The 16,634-nt window shown below is 61.3% G+C and carries 17 protein-coding genes; 5 read left to right on the top strand and 12 right to left on the bottom strand.

All coding sequences use genetic code 11. The features are described 5' to 3' along the window. Positions 1–47 precede the first annotated feature (47 nt). From phaR to radA, 6 genes are all read right to left on the bottom strand, one after another. Complete coding sequence (gene phaR / locus SJY33_RS04385; RefSeq protein ID WP_379921361.1) at positions 48–617, bottom strand: polyhydroxyalkanoate synthesis repressor PhaR; 570 nt, start codon at positions 615–617, stop codon at positions 48–50. Positions 618–700: 83 nt separating this feature from the next. Then, a complete protein-coding gene (gene alr, locus SJY33_RS04390; protein WP_379921362.1) occupies positions 701–1,771 on the bottom strand; it encodes an alanine racemase in 1,071 nt (356 codons plus the stop codon). Continuing rightward, positions 1,764–3,395 carry an MFS transporter gene (locus tag SJY33_RS04395; RefSeq protein WP_379921364.1) on the bottom strand — a complete coding sequence of 544 codons (1,632 nt, stop codon included), beginning with the start codon at positions 3,393–3,395 and terminating at the stop codon, positions 1,764–1,766. The genes alr and SJY33_RS04395 overlap by 8 nt, the downstream gene beginning before the upstream one ends. 47 nt (positions 3,396–3,442) lie before the next feature. Further along, positions 3,443–3,883, bottom strand: coding sequence for an iron-sulfur cluster assembly scaffold protein (locus SJY33_RS04400; RefSeq protein WP_379921365.1), 441 nt, complete (start codon positions 3,881–3,883; stop codon positions 3,443–3,445). Positions 3,884–3,888: 5 nt separating this feature from the next. Continuing rightward, positions 3,889–4,434, bottom strand: a complete 546-nt coding sequence (locus tag SJY33_RS04405) for a CvpA family protein (RefSeq protein ID WP_379921367.1) — start codon at positions 4,432–4,434, stop codon at positions 3,889–3,891. Positions 4,435–4,446: 12 nt separating this feature from the next. Then, positions 4,447–5,814, bottom strand: coding sequence for a DNA repair protein RadA (radA, locus tag SJY33_RS04410; RefSeq protein ID WP_379921368.1), 1,368 nt, complete (start codon positions 5,812–5,814; stop codon positions 4,447–4,449). A 72-nt stretch (positions 5,815–5,886) separates the two neighbouring features. Here radA and SJY33_RS04415 point away from each other — a divergent pair, with 72 nt between their 5' ends. After that, positions 5,887–8,214 carry a patatin-like protein gene (locus SJY33_RS04415; protein ID WP_379921369.1) on the top strand — a complete coding sequence of 776 codons (2,328 nt, stop codon included), beginning with the start codon at positions 5,887–5,889 and terminating at the stop codon, positions 8,212–8,214. Here SJY33_RS04415 and SJY33_RS04420 read toward each other — a convergent pair. The 3 genes from SJY33_RS04420 to dnaK all read right to left on the bottom strand — a co-directional run bounded on the left by SJY33_RS04420 (position 8,211) and on the right by dnaK (position 12,001). Further along, the gene (locus SJY33_RS04420) at positions 8,211–8,834 is read right to left on the bottom strand and encodes a DUF6445 family protein (RefSeq protein ID WP_379921371.1); all 624 of its coding nucleotides are present in this window, start codon (positions 8,832–8,834) and stop codon (positions 8,211–8,213) included. The genes SJY33_RS04415 and SJY33_RS04420 overlap by 4 nt on opposite strands. A gap of 6 nt (positions 8,835–8,840) precedes the next feature. Further along, a complete protein-coding gene (dnaJ, locus tag SJY33_RS04425; protein WP_379921372.1) occupies positions 8,841–9,986 on the bottom strand; it encodes a molecular chaperone DnaJ in 1,146 nt (381 codons plus the stop codon). A 92-nt stretch (positions 9,987–10,078) separates the two neighbouring features. Further along, complete coding sequence (gene dnaK, locus SJY33_RS04430; protein ID WP_379921373.1) at positions 10,079–12,001, bottom strand: molecular chaperone DnaK; 1,923 nt, start codon at positions 11,999–12,001, stop codon at positions 10,079–10,081. 171 nt (positions 12,002–12,172) lie between these two features. Here dnaK and SJY33_RS04435 point away from each other — a divergent pair, with 171 nt between their 5' ends. Both SJY33_RS04435 and SJY33_RS04440 read left to right on the top strand, forming a co-directional pair. Beyond that, positions 12,173–12,652, top strand: a complete 480-nt coding sequence (locus tag SJY33_RS04435; RefSeq protein WP_379921375.1) for a copper chaperone PCu(A)C — start codon at positions 12,173–12,175, stop codon at positions 12,650–12,652. A gap of 23 nt (positions 12,653–12,675) precedes the next feature. Beyond that, positions 12,676–13,188, top strand: coding sequence for a vgr related protein (locus SJY33_RS04440; RefSeq protein ID WP_379923518.1), 513 nt, complete (start codon positions 12,676–12,678; stop codon positions 13,186–13,188). Here the strand turns inward: SJY33_RS04440 and SJY33_RS04445 are convergent. From SJY33_RS04445 to hrcA, 3 genes are all read right to left on the bottom strand, one after another. Then, the gene (locus tag SJY33_RS04445) at positions 13,185–13,454 is read right to left on the bottom strand and encodes a YMGG-like glycine zipper-containing protein (RefSeq protein ID WP_379921376.1); all 270 of its coding nucleotides are present in this window, start codon (positions 13,452–13,454) and stop codon (positions 13,185–13,187) included. The two genes, SJY33_RS04440 and SJY33_RS04445, sit on opposite strands and share 4 nt — an antisense overlap. A gap of 92 nt (positions 13,455–13,546) precedes the next feature. Next, entirely contained in the window at positions 13,547–14,155 is a 609-nt protein-coding gene (locus tag SJY33_RS04450) for a nucleotide exchange factor GrpE (protein WP_379921377.1), read from the bottom strand. A gap of 16 nt (positions 14,156–14,171) precedes the next feature. Beyond that, positions 14,172–15,215 (bottom strand): heat-inducible transcriptional repressor HrcA, encoded by a 1,044-nt coding sequence (hrcA, locus tag SJY33_RS04455; RefSeq protein WP_379921378.1) that lies wholly within the window; start codon positions 15,213–15,215, stop codon positions 14,172–14,174. A 78-nt stretch (positions 15,216–15,293) separates the two neighbouring features. Here hrcA and rph point away from each other — a divergent pair, with 78 nt between their 5' ends. Together rph and rdgB are read left to right on the top strand one after the other, a co-directional pair. After that, complete coding sequence (gene rph / locus SJY33_RS04460) at positions 15,294–16,007, top strand: ribonuclease PH (protein ID WP_379921380.1); 714 nt, start codon at positions 15,294–15,296, stop codon at positions 16,005–16,007. Next, entirely contained in the window at positions 16,004–16,630 is a 627-nt protein-coding gene (rdgB, locus tag SJY33_RS04465; protein WP_379921382.1) for an RdgB/HAM1 family non-canonical purine NTP pyrophosphatase, read from the top strand. The genes rph and rdgB overlap by 4 nt, the downstream gene beginning before the upstream one ends. Positions 16,631–16,634: the final 4 nt, after the last annotated feature.

Consider the following 16,634-nt stretch of genomic DNA (forward strand, 5'->3'; position numbering starts at 1 on the left):
TTTGAACGGGGTGCGGCAGTTGTGCCGCCAACGCGCGCCGCTTCGCGTTATTTGCCCAGTTCGTCCAGCTTCTTTTGCATTGCAGCCATCTGTTCGCGCAACGCGGCCAGTTCGTCGCGGTTTTCACCAGCCGGCGGTTTGGCCTTGGGTTTGGCAACACCCGGCATGAAAACATCGGCGGCGGCGCGCATCATCGCCATGTTGGTTTCATGGATCGCAGCAAACGGTGTCGCGCTAATGCCTTTTTCAAATGCCTCGCGGATCTTGCCCTGATTTTCGCGGAAGTTGGTCATACTGGCTTCGAGATAGGATGGCATCATCGCCTGCATCGAATTGCCGTACATGCCGATCAGCTGGCGCAGGAAACTGACCGGCAACATCTGTTCGCCATTGGCTTCTTCATCCATGATGATCTGCGTGAGGATCGAATGGGTAATGTCATCACCGCTTTTCGCGTCGAGCACCTGAAATTCGACATTTTCCCGCACCATGCGCGCAAGATCTTCCAACGTGATGTAGCTGGATGACGCTGTGTTGTAGAGGCGGCGGTTGGCGTATTTCTTAATAGTGATCGCATCACCTGCTGCGCCCGATGCTGCTTTCGCTCTGCCGACCATGTTTTTCAATCCCGTTAGAAGATCCCGGATATCGTGTCTTAGCACCTGCACACGTTGCGGTGCAACAAGTTGCGGTTGAACAATCAGTTGCAGCGCAGTCGCGCGCCTATGGCGGTGAGCATTTCATATTGCGACAGCACATTTTGTTGCGCAGCATCAGCGACATTCCACGGCACATCGAGCCAGTCACCAGCGCGCACGTCCGGCGCATCCGTCAGATCCACGACCACCATGTCCATCGACACCTTGCCAAGGATGGGACAGCGCCGCCCGTGATGATGAAAGGCATTGTCCGGCCCGCGTGAACGCAGGAAACCGTCGGCGTACCCCATCGACACCGTACCAACGCGCATGGGCCGGACAGCCTTGAAGGCAGCATTGTAACCGACGCTTTCCCCCGGCGATATCGTGCGCGTCTGGAGAACTGCCGCCTGGACGCGGGCAACAGGCCGGATGACGCCCGCAAGTTCGGGCCGCGGCACACCGCCGTACAGCGCAAGTCCGGGCCGGGTCAGATCGAACGTATAATCGGCCCCCAGCGCGATGCCTGCGCTGTTGGCAAGGCTTGCGCGTTGGTGTTGCACGAGTCCCGAAACGCTGGCGAATTGCGCAAGCTGGGCGGCATTCATCGGGCTGTCTTCGTCAGCGCACGCAAGGTGGCTGAGCAGAATGTCGATTTCCAGCGCGGCAATCCGCGGGTCTAGCGCGTCGCACGGCGCGATGCCGAGACGGTTGATCCCGGTATCGATCATCACATGGCAGCGACCGCCCCCAGTACGGGTCCACAGCTCGGCCTGCTCCGGTGCATTGATGACAGGCACAGCGCCAACGGCGCGCGCATAGGCGCAGTCATCGCCGTTCAGAACCCCGTGTAGAACCGCCACCTGCGCGCCCGGCACATGAGCGATCACGCCGCGCACCTCGCTCCAGTGCGCTACGAAGAAGGTGGTGCATCCCGCATCGCGCAGCACCGGAACGCAGGATGCCGTGCCCAGCCCGTAACAATCCGCCTTCACTGCGGCCGCGGCGTGGCCCGCACCCGAAGCTGCATTTAATGATCGCCAGTTGGAAGCCAGCGCATCGGTGTCCACCGTCAGCCGCAACGTAGCAGCAGGCGATGCTGTCCCAGCTTCGTTCAAGCGGCTGTCAGTCATCGGTGAAGTCCCGCGGCGGACCGTCAGGCAGGCCCCACCATGCCACCACCAGTCCAAAGGCGACCACCGCCCACGTGTACCACAGCCCGGCGTAGATATCGCCAGTGCGCGCCACGATGACCCCGGCAATCAGCGGCAGGAAGCCCCCAAGATAACCCGCCCCGATATGATAAGGGATCGACATTGATGAATACCGGATACGCGGCGGAAACATCTCGGATAGAAGCGCTGCAACCGATCCATAGGTCAACGCCGACAACATCCCCAAGGCCAGCAATACCCCGACGATACCGATAATGTTGGCAAGCGATGGCCGCTGCTTGGCAAAGTCGAACCCGTATGCTGCCAGCGCCCTATGCAGCCCGGTACGCCGAGCGGCGCCATCGTTCAGCCACGCGCTGTCAATCGCAATCGGATTGCCGCCCGCCGTCATGTTCAGTGTATCACCTGCCTTGAGGGTATAGGGCACGCCCGAAGCCGTCAGCGTTTCCAGCACCTTTCCGCAATCGGTCTGATCGCGCTGGAACAGCTCGGCAAAGGGATCGGTCTCACACGCGGGGCCGCTGACCACGATGGGCGTACGCTCTGCAGCTTCGGCAAGTTCGGGGTTGGCGAAGCTGCCCATCATCCAGAACAGCGGGAACAGCAGCGCAAGCGACAGCGCCGCGCCGATGATGATGGGTTTCTTGCGCCCTACCCGGTCGGACCATTTGCCGATGATGATGTAAAAGCTCATCACGATCAGGCCTGACACCAGCAGCACCAGTTCAACAGTCAGATCATCGACATGCATCGGCCCGCGTAGAAAGCTCATCGCGGAAAAGAAGCCGGTGTACCAGATCGTGGTCAGGATTCCGGTGATACCGAACAGCGCAACGAAAAGGCGCTTGGGATTGCCCGGATAGGTCAGGCTTTCGACGAAGGGATTGCCCGAGGTTTCGCCTGCGGCCTTCATCGCCTGAAACACGGGGCTTTCCGACAGCTTGAGCCGCATCCACAGCGACACCGCCAGCAGCCCGATCGACAACAGGAACGGCACGCGCCAGCCCCATGCTGCGAAGGCGTCCGCTGGTATCAGCGCCCGGCACGCCAGCACCACAATGATCGACAGTACAAAGCCGCCCGCCACGCTCGCCTGAATGAAGCTGGTGTAAAAGCCGCGCTTTTCGGGCGGGGCATGTTCGGCAACATAGATCGCCGCGCCGCCGTATTCACCGCCCAACGCCAGGCCCTGCATCACGCGCAGCAGGATGACGATGATCGGCGCGGCCATGCCAATGGTGTCGACAGTGGGGATCAACCCGACACCAGCAGTGGCAATGCCCATAAGCGTCACCGTGACAAGGAACGTGTATTTGCGTCCCAGCCTGTCCCCCAGAAACCCGAACAGCACGGCACCCAGCGGCCGGAAGGCAAAGCCCACCGCAAAAGTCGACCACACCAGAAGCAGGCCAAGCGTTTCGTTATCGGTGGCGTAGAACGCATCTTTGAGGATGTAGGCGAGCGTGCCGTAGATGAAGAAATCGTACCATTCGAAGATGGTGCCTGCGCTTGATGCGCCGATCACCAACCGGATTTCCTTATCGCTCGGCTCGCGCGCTGCGAGCGCCTGGGCTTCGGCCATGTCCCTCTTATCCCCTAGGCCCTGCCGGGCACCGTTCTGTTCTGGCTCTAGCGTGAGACACCGCGGGGGGAAAGCGCCGCACAAGCGGCCTTCCACGGCAATAGCACCGCGCCGTGACGGCCGGGATGCGCAAGCGCCGGTGCCAACAGATCAAGCTGCGGCCAATCGGGCAGCGCGCCCTCGCCCGACACCCATCGCTCGACGGTTGCAGCCGTATCGATGATCTTGCTCGGATCGGTTCCGATTGCACTGCGGGCAAAAAGGCTGGCGGATGCCTGACCGATCGCGCAGGCGCTGACCGTCATGCCTATCGCCGCAACGCCCCCGTCTTCACCCAGCGCAAGACCCAACGTCATGACGCTGCCGCAGCTGCGCGAACGTGCCTCTGCCTGCAAAGGCAGCGCATCGTCCAACGGATAGTGCGCAAGATCGGTGGCAAGGCCAAGTACCTCGGGCGAATACAGCCGCACAACCGGACGAGCGGGCATGTGGGTCAGCTGCCAGCCCGCTTTACTGCGGCTTCAAGCCGCTGCGATTCGGAGCGCAGCCGATCACGCCGGATCGCGATCGATGGCAGCAATTGCCGCGAAAAAGCATCGGCCGCTGCATAGGTGCGCGATTCGGTCATCCACAAGGGGCGGCCTTTGTAACCCCAGCTTTGATCGAAACCCGTCACCAGCAAAGCAAAGGCGAAAATCGCAATCAGCGCGCCCTTGACCGCGCCAAAGCCAAAGCCGAGCACGCGGTCGATTGGCCCCAGCACGGCGCCATCGGACGGTCCGCTCGCAGTTCCGATGATAACTTTCATCGCGGCATAGGGGATCAACAGCAGCAGCACGAACGCCAGCAGCGCATCGCCCGGTTCGACCGGGTAGAGCATCCGCAATCCTCTGGTGAGATCGTCATGCAGAAAGTGAACCGTGAACGCAGCCAAGACCCAGGCTGCAAGGCTGAGCACTTCCTGTACAAGCCCCCGCATGAAGCCGCCAATGGCAGCTACCCCTACGATGATGGCGATGATGATATCGAGAATGTCCATGGGCTGGAAGGATTATGCGGTGCCCATCACCTGGTCAACGACGTTCGCAAGTGCAGCAAGACCGCGATAGTCTGCGCCGCTGTTTTCCGAGGCCGCGCCTGCTGGTCCATAGCATCGCACGAAACCGAGCTTGGCCGCCTCTCGCAGGCGCAGCGGCGCGTGAGCCACGGGGCGAATCTCTCCGGCCAGACTGACTTCGCCAAACCATGCGGTCTTGTCCGGCAAAGCTTTGTCCGCCAGCGCCGAAACCAGCGCGGCGGCGACCGCCAGATCGGCCGCGGGATCGGTCAACCGGTATCCGCCTGCGATATTCAGATAGACCTCGGCTGACGAAAAGTTCAGCCCGCACCGCGATTCGAGCACCGCCAGCAACATCGCGAGCCGCCCGCTGTCCCAGCCCACCACGGCCCGCCGCGGTGTTGCGCCGGATTGCAGGCGCACGATCAGCGCCTGAATTTCGACAAGAACGGGCCGCGTGCCTTCCAGCGCGGGGAACACCGCGCTTCCCGCCAGCGGCATGTCGCGGCCAGACAGGAAGAGCAGTGATGGATTGGCAACCTCCTCCAACCCTTCGGTCGCCATGGCAAACACGCCGATTTCATCGACTGCGCCAAACCTGTTCTTGAGCGCGCGCAGGATGCGGTACTGGTGGCTGCGTTCGCCTTCGAAGCTCATCACCACATCGACCATGTGTTCCAGCACCCGCGGTCCGGCGATCGTGCCATCCTTGGTCACGTGCCCGACAAGAACGACCGCGCAGCCCGTTTCCTTGGCATATCGGATCAGTTCCAGCGCGCAGCCGCGCACCTGCGATACAGTGCCGGGCGCGCCTTCGATCGTATCGGAGTGCATCGTCTGGATCGAATCGATCACCAGCAAGGCAGGGGCTTCTGCGCCGCCCAAGGTCGTCAGGATATCACGCACAGATGTTTCCGAAGCCAGTCGGATCGGCGCATCAGCCACCCCCATGCGGCTTGCGCGCAGCCGCACCTGACCGGCGGCCTCTTCCCCGCTGACATAGACGACATCATTACCGCCCCGCGCAATGGTTGCAGCGCATTGCAGCAGCAACGTCGACTTGCCGATGCCGGGATCACCGCCGAGCAACACCGCGCTGCCTGGCACCAGTCCACCGCCCAATGCGCGGTCGAATTCCGCCATTCCGGTGGACTTGCGCACAGGGAGCTTGGTGGGCGCATTGAGCGGTTCGAACATCACCGGCCGCCCGCCGGTTGAAAGATCGTGCTTCTGCGAGAAAACCGTTGCAGGCACGTCTTCCACCAGGGTGTTCCACTGACTGCAATCAGCGCACTGGCCCTGCCACCGCGGGGACACCGAGCCACATTCCTGACACACATAACGCCGTTTGGATTTCGCCATAGCCAAGCCCATAATGAGAACAGAAGTTGAACGCAATTGCATCTGCTCGGGATTCCCCGCTAAACAGTGCCGATGCGCCAGAAGGAATTGCGGCTTGCGCTGGTATGTTATGGCGGGGTCAGCCTTGCGGTTTACATGCACGGCATCACGAAGGAGGTATGGCACCTTGCCCGGGCCAGCCGTGCGTTTCATCATCCTGAGGCCACGCACCTTGATGGCGCGGCAGCGGCCTATCGCGACTTTCTGAAAACGCTGGAACGCGATCACCTGCTGAAGTTGCGGGTGCTTCCCGATGTTCTCACAGGCGCCAGCGCGGGGGGGATCAATGCCGTCTTCCTCGCCCAGGCGATTTATGCGGGCCACAGCCTTGAACCCCTGACCGATCTGTGGCTCGCCAATGCCGATGTCAGCGAGCTGACCGATCCCGATGCGGAGCCCCTGTGGCGTTATGGCAAGCTGTGGGCGCAACCAATCGCAGAATGGTTCCTCAGCCGCCCCGGCAATGCGGTCACAGCAACGGTGTCGCCCGAAACCCGCGCAGAGGTGCGGGCAAAGGTGTCGCGTCTGGTGCGCGGACGCTGGTTCAGCCCGCCGTTTTCCGGGGCGAAGTTTTCCGCGATGCTGTTTGAAGCCTTGGCGCGGATGGCACAGAACGGCGATGGTATTCCGCTTCTTCCCCCCGGCTACCCCGTCGATCTTGCCGTGACGGCCACGGACTTTCGCGGCCATCCCAACCGGCTGCGCCTGAACTCCCCCCCCTTTGTCGAAGAGACCGAGCACCGATTGCCGATCAGCTTTCGGGCAAGAGTAGACCGCGGTACCGCAGCGACCTTTGCTTCGGGATTGGCCGATCCGCTCGAACTGGTGCTGGCGGCGCGTGCCACCGCGAGTTTTCCGGGTGCCTTCCCACCGCTGACGATTGCCGAAATCGATGCCCTGGCGCTTGATGAAGGGCAGCAATGGCCAGGGCGCGAGGCGTTTCTGGCGCGCACCATGCCTGCCCACGCCGCGGGCGGCACTTTGGATGAGGTGGCGTTGATTGATGGCGCGGTCCTGGTCGGCGCGCCTTTTGGCGCAGCATTGGCGGCTTTGCACGGAAGGCCCGTTCAGCGCGAGGTTGACCGGAGGTTCGTATATCTCGATCCGCGCCCGGATGGGTCAGGGCCGGACCAAAGCACACGGACCCGAGCCGTGGGCTTTTTCGGCGCGATTTTCGGTTCGCTCTCCACCATCCCGCGCGAACAGCCGATCCGCGATGATCTGGAACGGATTGACCAGCAATCGCGTGATGCGGCGCGGTTGAAACGGATCGTGATGGACCTGCAGCCCGATATTGATCGCACAGTCGAAAAGCTGTTCGGTTTCACCTTCCTGCTTGACCGGCCCACACCCAAACGTCTCGCAGGCTGGCGCGCAAAGGCGCAGCAGGCTGCAGCAGCGCAGGCCGGTTATGCCTTTGGCGCGTATGCCTTGACCAAGTTCGACGGGATTCTGGCATCCTTGGCGCGGTTGACGATCAAGGCATCGGGGCAGGCGACGGTGGACACCGCTCCCCTGATCCATGCGCTGCGCTGCGAACTGGAAACCCGGGGGATCGATCAACTGACTGACGCGCATGGCGGCGCCACCCCGGACGCAGTGACGTTCTTCCGCGCACACGACATCGGTTTCCGCATCCGCCGCTTGCAAATGCTGGCGCGCAAACTGGCCCGCGATTGGCAGGTTGATTCCGACATCAGCGAAGACGCGCTTGACCGTGCGCGGGCACGGTTGTTCGAAATTCTCGCGCTTTATCAGAATGCCGATGCCGATATTCTGCGATCTGCGGAGTTTCGCACCGTGGCGCAAGATGCGGTGACAGCGCCGGGCGCGGTGCTTGATTTCCTGGCCTCGCACCGGCTGCTTCCCGATACCGATCTGGCGGCTGAAGACATGCTGATCGATGCGCTGGAAGATATGCCCCGCGTGCTCAAACGGCGGATGCTGCTGACCTATCTGGGTTTTCCCTTTTATGATGTCGCCACCCTCCCCCTGTCACGTTCGGACGGGTTTGATGAATTCAATCCGGTCAAGATCGACCGTATCTCGCCCGACGATGCCTTGAGCATCCGTGACGGCGGCACGGCGGCAACATTGCGAGGTATTGAATTCTACAATTTCGGTGCGTTTTTTAGCCGCGATTACCGGGAGAACGACTACCTGTGGGGCCGGTTGCATGGCGCGGAACGAATGATCGACATCCTTGCATCGACCGTGGGCGGCGCTGTTGGCACCGAGATCATCCAAGCCGCCAAGCGCGCCGTGTTTCTTGCCGTATTGGACGAGGAGCGCGCCGCGGGCAGATGCCAGCGCGGTTTGATCGACCGCATCCACGCTGAAGTGCGCGAGCGGATGGGCTAACGGCGGATGGGGGCGAAAAACAACAGCATCACCAACCGGCTGTCGTCAGGCCCTGTTCCGAAACCGGGGGCGGCGTTGTGGAATTGCCAAGGGGAAAACAGCAACAGCCTGTTGAACCGTGCAGGGACGCGCATCGTACGTTCCCACTTGGCTGGATGCGCCGTATCCATGTTCACCACGTCTTCGACCAGCGTATTGATATCGCCATAGCCTGATGCCGCTATACCGGCGGGATCCTGCGGTACGGCTTCCAGTCCGGTACGGCGATGGCGGAAGAAATCCGTGCCGCCAGCGCCAGGCTTCGCACAGTCCTGCGGCCGCGAGAGGTAGAGGATGCCCGAATAGGCGGCAGGGTCGATATGAACCCCGCTGCGGGCCGGATCCCCCTTCCCGGTCAACCGGCAATGGCCGTGCTGAGTCCCTCGCGCCGGACCAAGACCAATGCCCAGAAGGCGCGACACGGCCGCATCGATGCCGCTGGTGTCCAAGACCTGCGCGGAATTGCGGCCGGCGAAGTTGCCGTGCTGCAACGCCGGATCGTAATCGAGCGCCAAGGCAGCGCGCCGCACACTCCAGGGATCCTTGAGAAAATCGTCAACAATCAGGAAGGAGGGCAGCATCGCGCCCTAGCTCCCGAACACGTCTTTCAGCTTGTTGAGAAAGCCGCGACTTTCCGGGCATTCGTCTCCCGTTTCGGTCGCCTTGAACTCCTCAAGGATTTCCTTTTGCCTGCGGCTGAGCCTGGTTGGGGTTTCGACTACGATTTCCACCACGAGATCGCCGCGGCCGCGGCCTTGCAGTACGGGCATCCCGGCTCCGCGAACGCGCAGCTGCTTGCCTGACTGAATGCCCACCGGGATTTCAAGCCGGTTGGTCGAGCCATCAAGATCGGGGATTTCGACACAGCCGCCAAGCGCCGCCGTGGTAAAGCTGACCGGCACACGGGTCGCCAGCGTGGTGCCTTCGCGCTCAAATACCGGGTGGGGTTTGACATGAAGGAAGATGTACAGATCGCCAGCAGGCGAACCGCGCTGCCCCGCCTCGCCCTTTCCGGATAAGCGGATACGGGTTCCGGTATCGACGCCTGCAGGTATATCCACCTGCAAGGTCTGCGGCTTGTCGACACGGCCTTCGCCGCGGCATACGCGGCAGGGATTTTCGATCACCGTGCCGCGTCCGTTGCACGTCGGGCATGGGCGTTCGATCACGAACAGGCCCTGCTTGGCACGGACGCTGCCCATGCCGTGGCACAGGTTGCACTGGCGTTCCGATGTTCCGGGCGTAGCGCCAGAACCATCGCAGGTGTCGCAGGACTGGCTGACCTCGATTTCGATTTCAGTGGACTTGCCGTGAAACGCTTCTTCCAGCGTGACCTGCATGTCATACCGCAAATCAGCGCCGCGTCGGCTTTGCTGACGCTGCGCACCGGGCCCGCCGCCGCCGAACGCACTGCCGAAGATCGTTTCGAAGATATCGCCGATATCGGCAAAATCACCGCCGCCGCGACCGCCAAAGCCGCCGCCGCCGCCATTCATGCCCTGCGTGAAGGCTTCATGGCCGTACCGATCGTAAGCCGCACGTTTCTGGGGATCCTTGAGGCAATCGTAAGCCTCATTGATCGCCTTGAACTTGGCTTCGGCGGTGGAATCGCCCGGATTGCGATCCGGGTGAAATTTCATCGCAAGTTTGCGATAGGCGCTCTTGAGCACGGTACCATCGGCATCGCGCGCGCATTCAAGCGTGGCGTAGTAATCAATCTGGGCACTGGACATGGTATTGACCTATTCCCCGTTGCCAATGCCCGTCGCAGTGCAGGGTTGGAAAACCCCGCCACTGCAACGGCGCACTGGATTGCATCGAGGCGTTAGCCCTTCTTGTCTTCGTCGACCTCGGAGAACTCGGCGTCGACGACGTCCTCATTTGCTGCGGTCTCACCAGCAGTTTCGGCAGCCGCATCCGGCCCTGCGGCCTGCTGCTGTTCGTAGATCTGCTGACCCATCTTCATGGCAGCCTGCGTCAGGGCTTGTGCCTTGGCATTGATGTCATCGGCATCGCCGCCTTCAAGCGCGGTCTTAACTGCGGCAATTGCTTCTTCGACTTCGGTCTTGGTCGCGGTGTCGATCTTGTCGCCGTGTTCTTCGAGCTGCTTTTCGGTTGCGTGAACAAGGCTGTCGGCTTGGTTGCGTGCTTCGGCAGCCGCCCGGCGCTTCTTGTCTTCCTCGGCGAACTTTTCGGCATCCTTGACCATCTGGTCGATGTCCGCATCGTTCAGCCCGCCCGAAGCCTGGATCTTGATCGTCTGCTCCTTGCCGGTGCCCTTGTCCTTCGCCGCCACGGACACAATGCCGTTGGCGTCGATATCGAAGGTGACTTCGATCTGCGGCACACCGCGCGGTGCGGGCGGAATCCCGATCAGGTCGAAATTACCGAGCAACTTGTTATCCGCCGCCATCTCGCGTTCGCCCTGATAGACCTTGATCGTCACCGCGTTCTGATTGTCTTCGGCGGTCGAATAGGTCTGGGTCTTCTTGGTCGGGATGGTGGTGTTGCGGTCGATCATGCGGGTGAACACGCCGCCCAGCGTCTCGATGCCGAGCGAAAGCGGGGTCACGTCGAGCAGCAGCACATCCTTGACGTCGCCCTGCAGCACGCCTGCCTGAATGGCCGCGCCCATCGCGACGACTTCATCCGGGTTCACGCCGGTATGCGGCTTGGCACCGAAGAACTGCTCCACGACTTCGCGCACGCGGGGCATACGGGTCATGCCGCCGACGAGGATCACTTCGTCGATCTGGTCCTTGGTCACGCCGGCATCAGTCAACGCCTTCTTGCACGGATCAAGCGTGCGCTGGATCAGGCCATCGACCATCTTTTCAAGATCGGCGCGCGTGATGGTTTCGACCAGGTGCAGCGGGGTCGTGCTACCACCTTCCATGCGCGCGGTGATGAAGGGCAGATTGATTTCGGTCGATGCCGCGCTCGACAGTTCGATCTTGGCCTTTTCCGCCGCTTCCTTCAGCCGCTGCAAAGCGAGCTTGTCGGTCTTCAGATCCATCGATTCCTTCTTCTTGAAGGAATCGGCCAGGAACTCGACGATCGCGTTGTCGAAGTCTTCACCGCCGAGGAAGGTGTCCCCGTTTGTCGACTTCACTTCGAACACGCCGTCACCGATTTCTAGGATCGAAACGTCGAAGGTGCCGCCGCCAAGGTCATAGACGGCGATGGTCTTGCCATCTTCCTTGTCCATTCCGTAGGCGAGCGCGGCTGCGGTCGGTTCGTTGATGATGCGCAGCACTTCAAGACCGGCGATCTGCCCTGCGTCCTTGGTCGCCTGACGCTGCGCGTCGTTGAAATATGCGGGCACGGTGATGACGGCCTGCGTCACGGTTTCGCCAAGATAGCTTTCGGCGGTTTCCTTCATCTTCTGCAGAATGAAGGCGGAAACCTGCGACGGGCTATACTCGTCCTCGCCGGCTTTTACCCACGCATCACCGTTCTTGCCCTTGGTGATGGTATAAGGAACCAGGCCCATGTCCTTCTTAGTCAGCGGGTCTTCAAACCGGCGACCGATCAGGCGCTTAATTGCGAAAAGCGTGTTGTCGGGGTTGGTAACAGCCTGACGCTTGGCCGGCTGGCCGATCAGACGCTGCCCATCCTTCGTGAATGCGACGATTGAAGGCGTCGTGCGCGCGCCTTCGGAATTTTCAATCACCTTGGGCTTGCCGCCATCCATGACAGCGACGCAGGAATTGGTGGTGCCGAGATCGATACCGATAACTTTAGCCATTTTTACCCCATCCATAGGACAATTGTTGGACACCGCACAGCGGCACTTCCCCGATCCGGGCAAAGCGCTTCGGCGGCTCGATTGTGAGGGCGATATAGGTGCGGTTTTGCTTGGCACAAGAGATTGCGCATCCTAGATTTCAGTCACGTTCCATCCGGGAGACACATCATAGTGACCAGTTTTCGCCAAGCCGCTCTAGCGATATTGTTGTCAGCAGGTGCGGCAGGCCTCGCTGCATGTTCCGATCAGAACGATGGTCCGGTAGACGCTGCGACCGAAGGGCTTGCGGTTCGCAACGCCCGCGTGGTGCTCGCCCCCGTCGCGGGCAATCCGGCCGCGGTATATTTTGACCTGTCCTATAGCGGCGATGCTTCTGCCGTTCTGACTGATGTTGCCGTGGAAGGCGCGGGCATGACAATGATCCACGACTACGCCGAAAATGCCGGAAAAATGCAGATGATCATGGCAGATGATGTCACGATCGTCCCGGGAACACCGGTAATATTTGCACCCGGCGGCCTGCATGTCATGGCGATGCAACCGGCAGCCACTTTGCAGGCTGGCAGTTCGGCCAATGTCACGTTTACCTTGTCGGACGGTACGCGCACCGTTGTCACCGCCCCTGTACGTGCGGCAGGCGAAGAACGCTGAGGATGGCCGCACCTGACAAGGCAATGCCTTACTCCGGGGGTGACTTGATATGCCCGGTTGGGGGCGACAGGCCATTGACCGGCGGGGAAATCGCTTTGGCCCGCAGTGTCTATGGGGACGCAATCGATTACAGCGGCGTTCTGATAAAGCGGCGCAAGTTCTTCCCATTGCACCCGCGCGGGGTCACGATGGCGCCGATGGGCCACCTTCATTTTCATCCGGGGGCCACCCACTATTGCGACGATTTTTCGATCGCCCCGCTGCATCTTCAGGCGCACTTCATTCATGAAATGACGCATGTGTGGCAATCGCAGGTCCGGGGACGATGGTATCTCGTGCTGCACCGGCACCCATGGTGCCGGTATGATTACGCATTGAAGCCGGGATGGAAGCTGTCGCAGTACGGGATCGAACAGCAGGCGGAAATTGTGCGGCACACGTTCCTGATACGAAACGGGGCGCGCCTTGCGGGCGCGCCCTCGCTTTCGGCTTATGAAGCTATTTTGCCGTTCCATACGAAACGCAAATCCCCTTAGTTGGGGCAGCGCACGGCATATTCGCGGCCGTCGCGATCAACGCGGTAGCAATCGCCGTTGTCCTTTTTCAGCAAGGCCCCGCCAGCGCCGCCAGCAGCAGCGCCAATTGCTGCGCCCGTGCCAACATCGCCGCCCGTAACCGCACCGATGGCGGCACCCGCAACCGCGCCTGCACCGGCACCCTCGACTGCATAGTTGTCAGCGCAGGCGCTCAGACCAAGAGTTGCGGAGAGGCCGATAACGACGATCTTGAGGCGGCTTGTCATGGGTATTCTCCTGATTGAACTCACGAAAAGCCAACCAGAAAAATCATGCCAATGTTCCACCGCCTACCCCTCAAAAAGGGGATTTCGCCGCGTCAATCAGGCGATTTGGCCACCGCAACCATTGCAGCGCGAAGCAATCGGTCCTTGATCATCCAGCCCGCCTGCATTTCCGAAACCACCGTTCCGGGTTCCTGATCGGCAGTGGGAACTTCAAGCATTGCCTGATGCTGGTTCGGATCGAGCGGCAGCCCAACCGCTGCGATGCGCGTGATACCGTGGCTGGCAAACACCTTTTCCAGCTCGCGCTGTGTCGCTTCGATCCCGATGACAAGGCCTTTCATGCTGTCATCTGCGCGCAGGCTTTCGGGGATCGCCTGAACCGCACGGGTCAGGTTGTCAGCCACGCTGAGGATATCACGCGCAAAGCCGGTCGCGGCATAGGCGCGGGCCTCATCCTTTTCGCGTTCAAGGCGGCGGCGGACATTTTGCGTTTCGGCCTGAGCGTAGAGCACTTCCTGCTTTGCAGCGCCCAATTCAGCGCGCAACCCGGCGATTTCCGCGCCCATGGCGACGGCGTCATGATCGACCCCTTCGTCGAAATCCTTGCCTTCGGGAAAGTCGTTGCCTTCCAGAAACTCTTCGGGAACGCCCTTAAGTTCAGCCTCTGCCGCCGCGTCATGCGGCTTGCCATTGTTATTCATGTCGTATGTGCTTCCATTAAGCGATGAGCTTGCCCAGCGAGCGGGCGGTCATATCCACCATGGGGACAACCCGCGCGTAATTCAACCGGGTGGGGCCGATCACACCCAGCACACCCACCACTCTGCCTTCCCGATCGCGGTAAGGTGAGGCGATGACGGATGATCCCGAAAGCGCGAACAAACGGTTCTCGCTCCCGATGAAAATGCGCGTCGCATCGGCTTCACGCGCCGATTCGAGCAGTTCGGCTACCGATTGCTTGTTTTCAAGATCTTCAAGCAGGCTGCGCACCCGTTCAATATCGCCAAGCGCGCTTTCATCGAGCAGGTTGGCAGCTCCGCGCACAATCAGCACCGGGCGCGCTGCGGCATCTTGGCTCCAAACGGCCAAGCCGCGTTCAACCAGATCACGGCTCGCATCATCAAGCTGTGATTGGCCAGCATTGATTTCCGATCGCATCGCCAGCGCAGCTTCCGCAAGGGTCCGGCCCGTCAGCCTTGCAGTGATGTAGTTGGACGCCCTGTCGAGCGCGCTTGCGTCGATGGCACCGCCAAGTGTGACGATGCGATTTTCCACCCCGCCATCCTCCCCGACCAGAACGGCCAGCGCACGCCCCTGCCCCAGATCGACCAGATTGAACTGCGCCAGTTTCTGCTCCTTGGGGGCGACCAGGACCATTCCTGCTGCGCCCGACAGATCGGAAAGAATGGACGACGCCTGTTTTAAGGCCGCTTCCACGGGGCCGGCCCCTGCAAGCCGCGCTTCGATCGCAGCCTGTTCCTGCTTCGTCGGTTCAGCCACGCGCATCATGCCATCGACAAAGATCCGCAATCCGGCATCGGTTGGCAGCCGGCCAGCACTGGTATGCGGTGCAGCCAGCAGACCTGCGGTTTCCAGATCGGCCAACACCGATCGGATCGATGCTGGCGACAGGTTCAGCGTGCCGTCCGCCGCAAGCGTTTTGGAGCCGACGGGCTGGCCGCTGTCGATATAGCCTTCCACGACCCGGCGGAAAATCTCACGCGCGCGGGCTGTCATTTCGGTTACGGGAAGCGATGTCATCGCGCTATCCTTAGTGTTTGCGCTTGCCGCGACAAGTGGCGCTCGCCTATTGGCGCCACCTTGCCAACGGAGATCCCCATGCGCCCTTCAGGACGCGCGCCCGATGAAATGCGCGCTATCACGATCGAAACCGGATACACCCGCCATGCCGAAGGATCGGTGCTGATCGGTTTCGGGGACACCAAGGTGCTGTGCACTGCCAGCGTCGAACGCGGCGTGCCGCCCTGGATGCGCGGCAAGGGTGAAGGATGGGTAACGGGCGAATATTCCATGCTGCCCCGCGCCACCCATACCCGCGGCCAGCGCGAAGCAGCCAAGGGCAAGCAATCGGGACGCACACAGGAAATCCAGCGCCTTATCGGGCGTTCCTTGCGTGCGGTGGTTGATTTGCAGAAGCTGGGCGAACGGCAGATCACGTTGGATTGTGACGTCATTCAGGCCGACGGCGGCACGCGCACTGCAGCCATATCGGGTGCGTGGATTGCCTTGCGTCTTGCAATCAACGGCCTGATGGCGTCGGGCGATATCAAGCATGACCCAATCACGGCGCAGGTTGCCGGCATTTCTTGCGGTATTTTCAAGGGCACCCCGGTGCTTGACCTTGATTACGACGAGGACTCGAACGCGGAAGCAGATGGCAACTTCGTGCTGCTGTCGGGCGGGAAGATCGCCGAAGTGCAAGCCACCGCCGAAGGCGCGACCTACGACGAGGAAGCGCTTCTGCGCCTTCTGCGCCTCGCCCGCATCGGTTGCGAGCGTATCTTTGCAGCGCAGTTGGACGCGGTGAAGTGACCCGCCGCATCGGTTCAGGCACGCTCGTCATTGCTACGCATAACGCGGGCAAGCTGAAAGAAATCAGTGCGCTGCTTGATCCGTATGGGGTAAAGTGCATTTCCGCTGGCTCCTTGGGCCTGCCTGAACCGGCAGAAACCGGAACGACCTTTGCCCAGAACGCGCTGATCAAAGCGCGCGCGGCGGCAGAGGCTTCCGGCCTCGCGGCGCTGGCTGACGACAGCGGGCTTTCGGTCGCCGCGCTTGATGGCAGGCCCGGGGTTTACACTGCTGACTGGGCCGAACGGCAGTGGTTCGAAGGCGCGCCGGGTCGTGACTGGTTCATGGCGATGGGCAAAGTCGAAGGCATGCTCGCTCAGAAAGGTTCTGACGTCGACCGAACAGCTGCGTTCCATTGTGTGCTGGCGCTGGCATGGCCCGGCGGTGACCATGCAATCTACGAAGGGCGATGCGAAGGTTCGCTCACCTGGCCGCCGCGCGGTGCATTGGGCTTTGGCTATGATCCGGTGTTCGTGCCGACCGGCGCCGAGCAAACCTTCGCTGAAATCGCTCCAGAAAAAAAACACGCGATCAGCCACCGCGCCGATGCGTTTGCCAAACTGGTGTCCGAACAGTTCGGCTAAAGCG

Origin of the sequence: Erythrobacter sp. R86502 (assembly GCF_042466465.1) — a bacterium.
In the GTDB taxonomy this organism is placed as follows: domain Bacteria; phylum Pseudomonadota; class Alphaproteobacteria; order Sphingomonadales; family Sphingomonadaceae; genus Erythrobacter.

Coding starts and splice junctions, on each gene's coding strand:
- phaR (WP_379921361.1), bottom strand. CDS start 617: ATGGTCGGCAGAGCGAAAGCAGCATCGGGCGCAGCAGGTGATGCGATC.
- alr (WP_379921362.1), bottom strand. CDS start 1,771: ATGACTGACAGCCGCTTGAACGAAGCTGGGACAGCATCGCCTGCTGCT.
- SJY33_RS04395 (WP_379921364.1), bottom strand. CDS start 3,395: ATGGCCGAAGCCCAGGCGCTCGCAGCGCGCGAGCCGAGCGATAAGGAA.
- SJY33_RS04400 (WP_379921365.1), bottom strand. CDS start 3,883: ATGCCCGCTCGTCCGGTTGTGCGGCTGTATTCGCCCGAGGTACTTGGC.
- SJY33_RS04405 (WP_379921367.1), bottom strand. CDS start 4,434: ATGGACATTCTCGATATCATCATCGCCATCATCGTAGGGGTAGCTGCC.
- radA (WP_379921368.1), bottom strand. CDS start 5,814: ATGGCGAAATCCAAACGGCGTTATGTGTGTCAGGAATGTGGCTCGGTG.
- SJY33_RS04415 (WP_379921369.1), top strand. CDS start 5,887: ATGCGCCAGAAGGAATTGCGGCTTGCGCTGGTATGTTATGGCGGGGTC.
- SJY33_RS04420 (WP_379921371.1), bottom strand. CDS start 8,834: ATGCTGCCCTCCTTCCTGATTGTTGACGATTTTCTCAAGGATCCCTGG.
- dnaJ (WP_379921372.1), bottom strand. CDS start 9,986: ATGTCCAGTGCCCAGATTGATTACTACGCCACGCTTGAATGCGCGCGC.
- dnaK (WP_379921373.1), bottom strand. CDS start 12,001: ATGGCTAAAGTTATCGGTATCGATCTCGGCACCACCAATTCCTGCGTC.
- SJY33_RS04440 (WP_379923518.1), top strand. CDS start 12,676: ATGCCTTACTCCGGGGGTGACTTGATATGCCCGGTTGGGGGCGACAGG.
- SJY33_RS04445 (WP_379921376.1), bottom strand. CDS start 13,454: ATGACAAGCCGCCTCAAGATCGTCGTTATCGGCCTCTCCGCAACTCTT.
- SJY33_RS04450 (WP_379921377.1), bottom strand. CDS start 14,155: ATGAATAACAATGGCAAGCCGCATGACGCGGCGGCAGAGGCTGAACTT.
- hrcA (WP_379921378.1), bottom strand. CDS start 15,215: ATGACATCGCTTCCCGTAACCGAAATGACAGCCCGCGCGCGTGAGATT.
- rph (WP_379921380.1), top strand. CDS start 15,294: ATGCGCCCTTCAGGACGCGCGCCCGATGAAATGCGCGCTATCACGATC.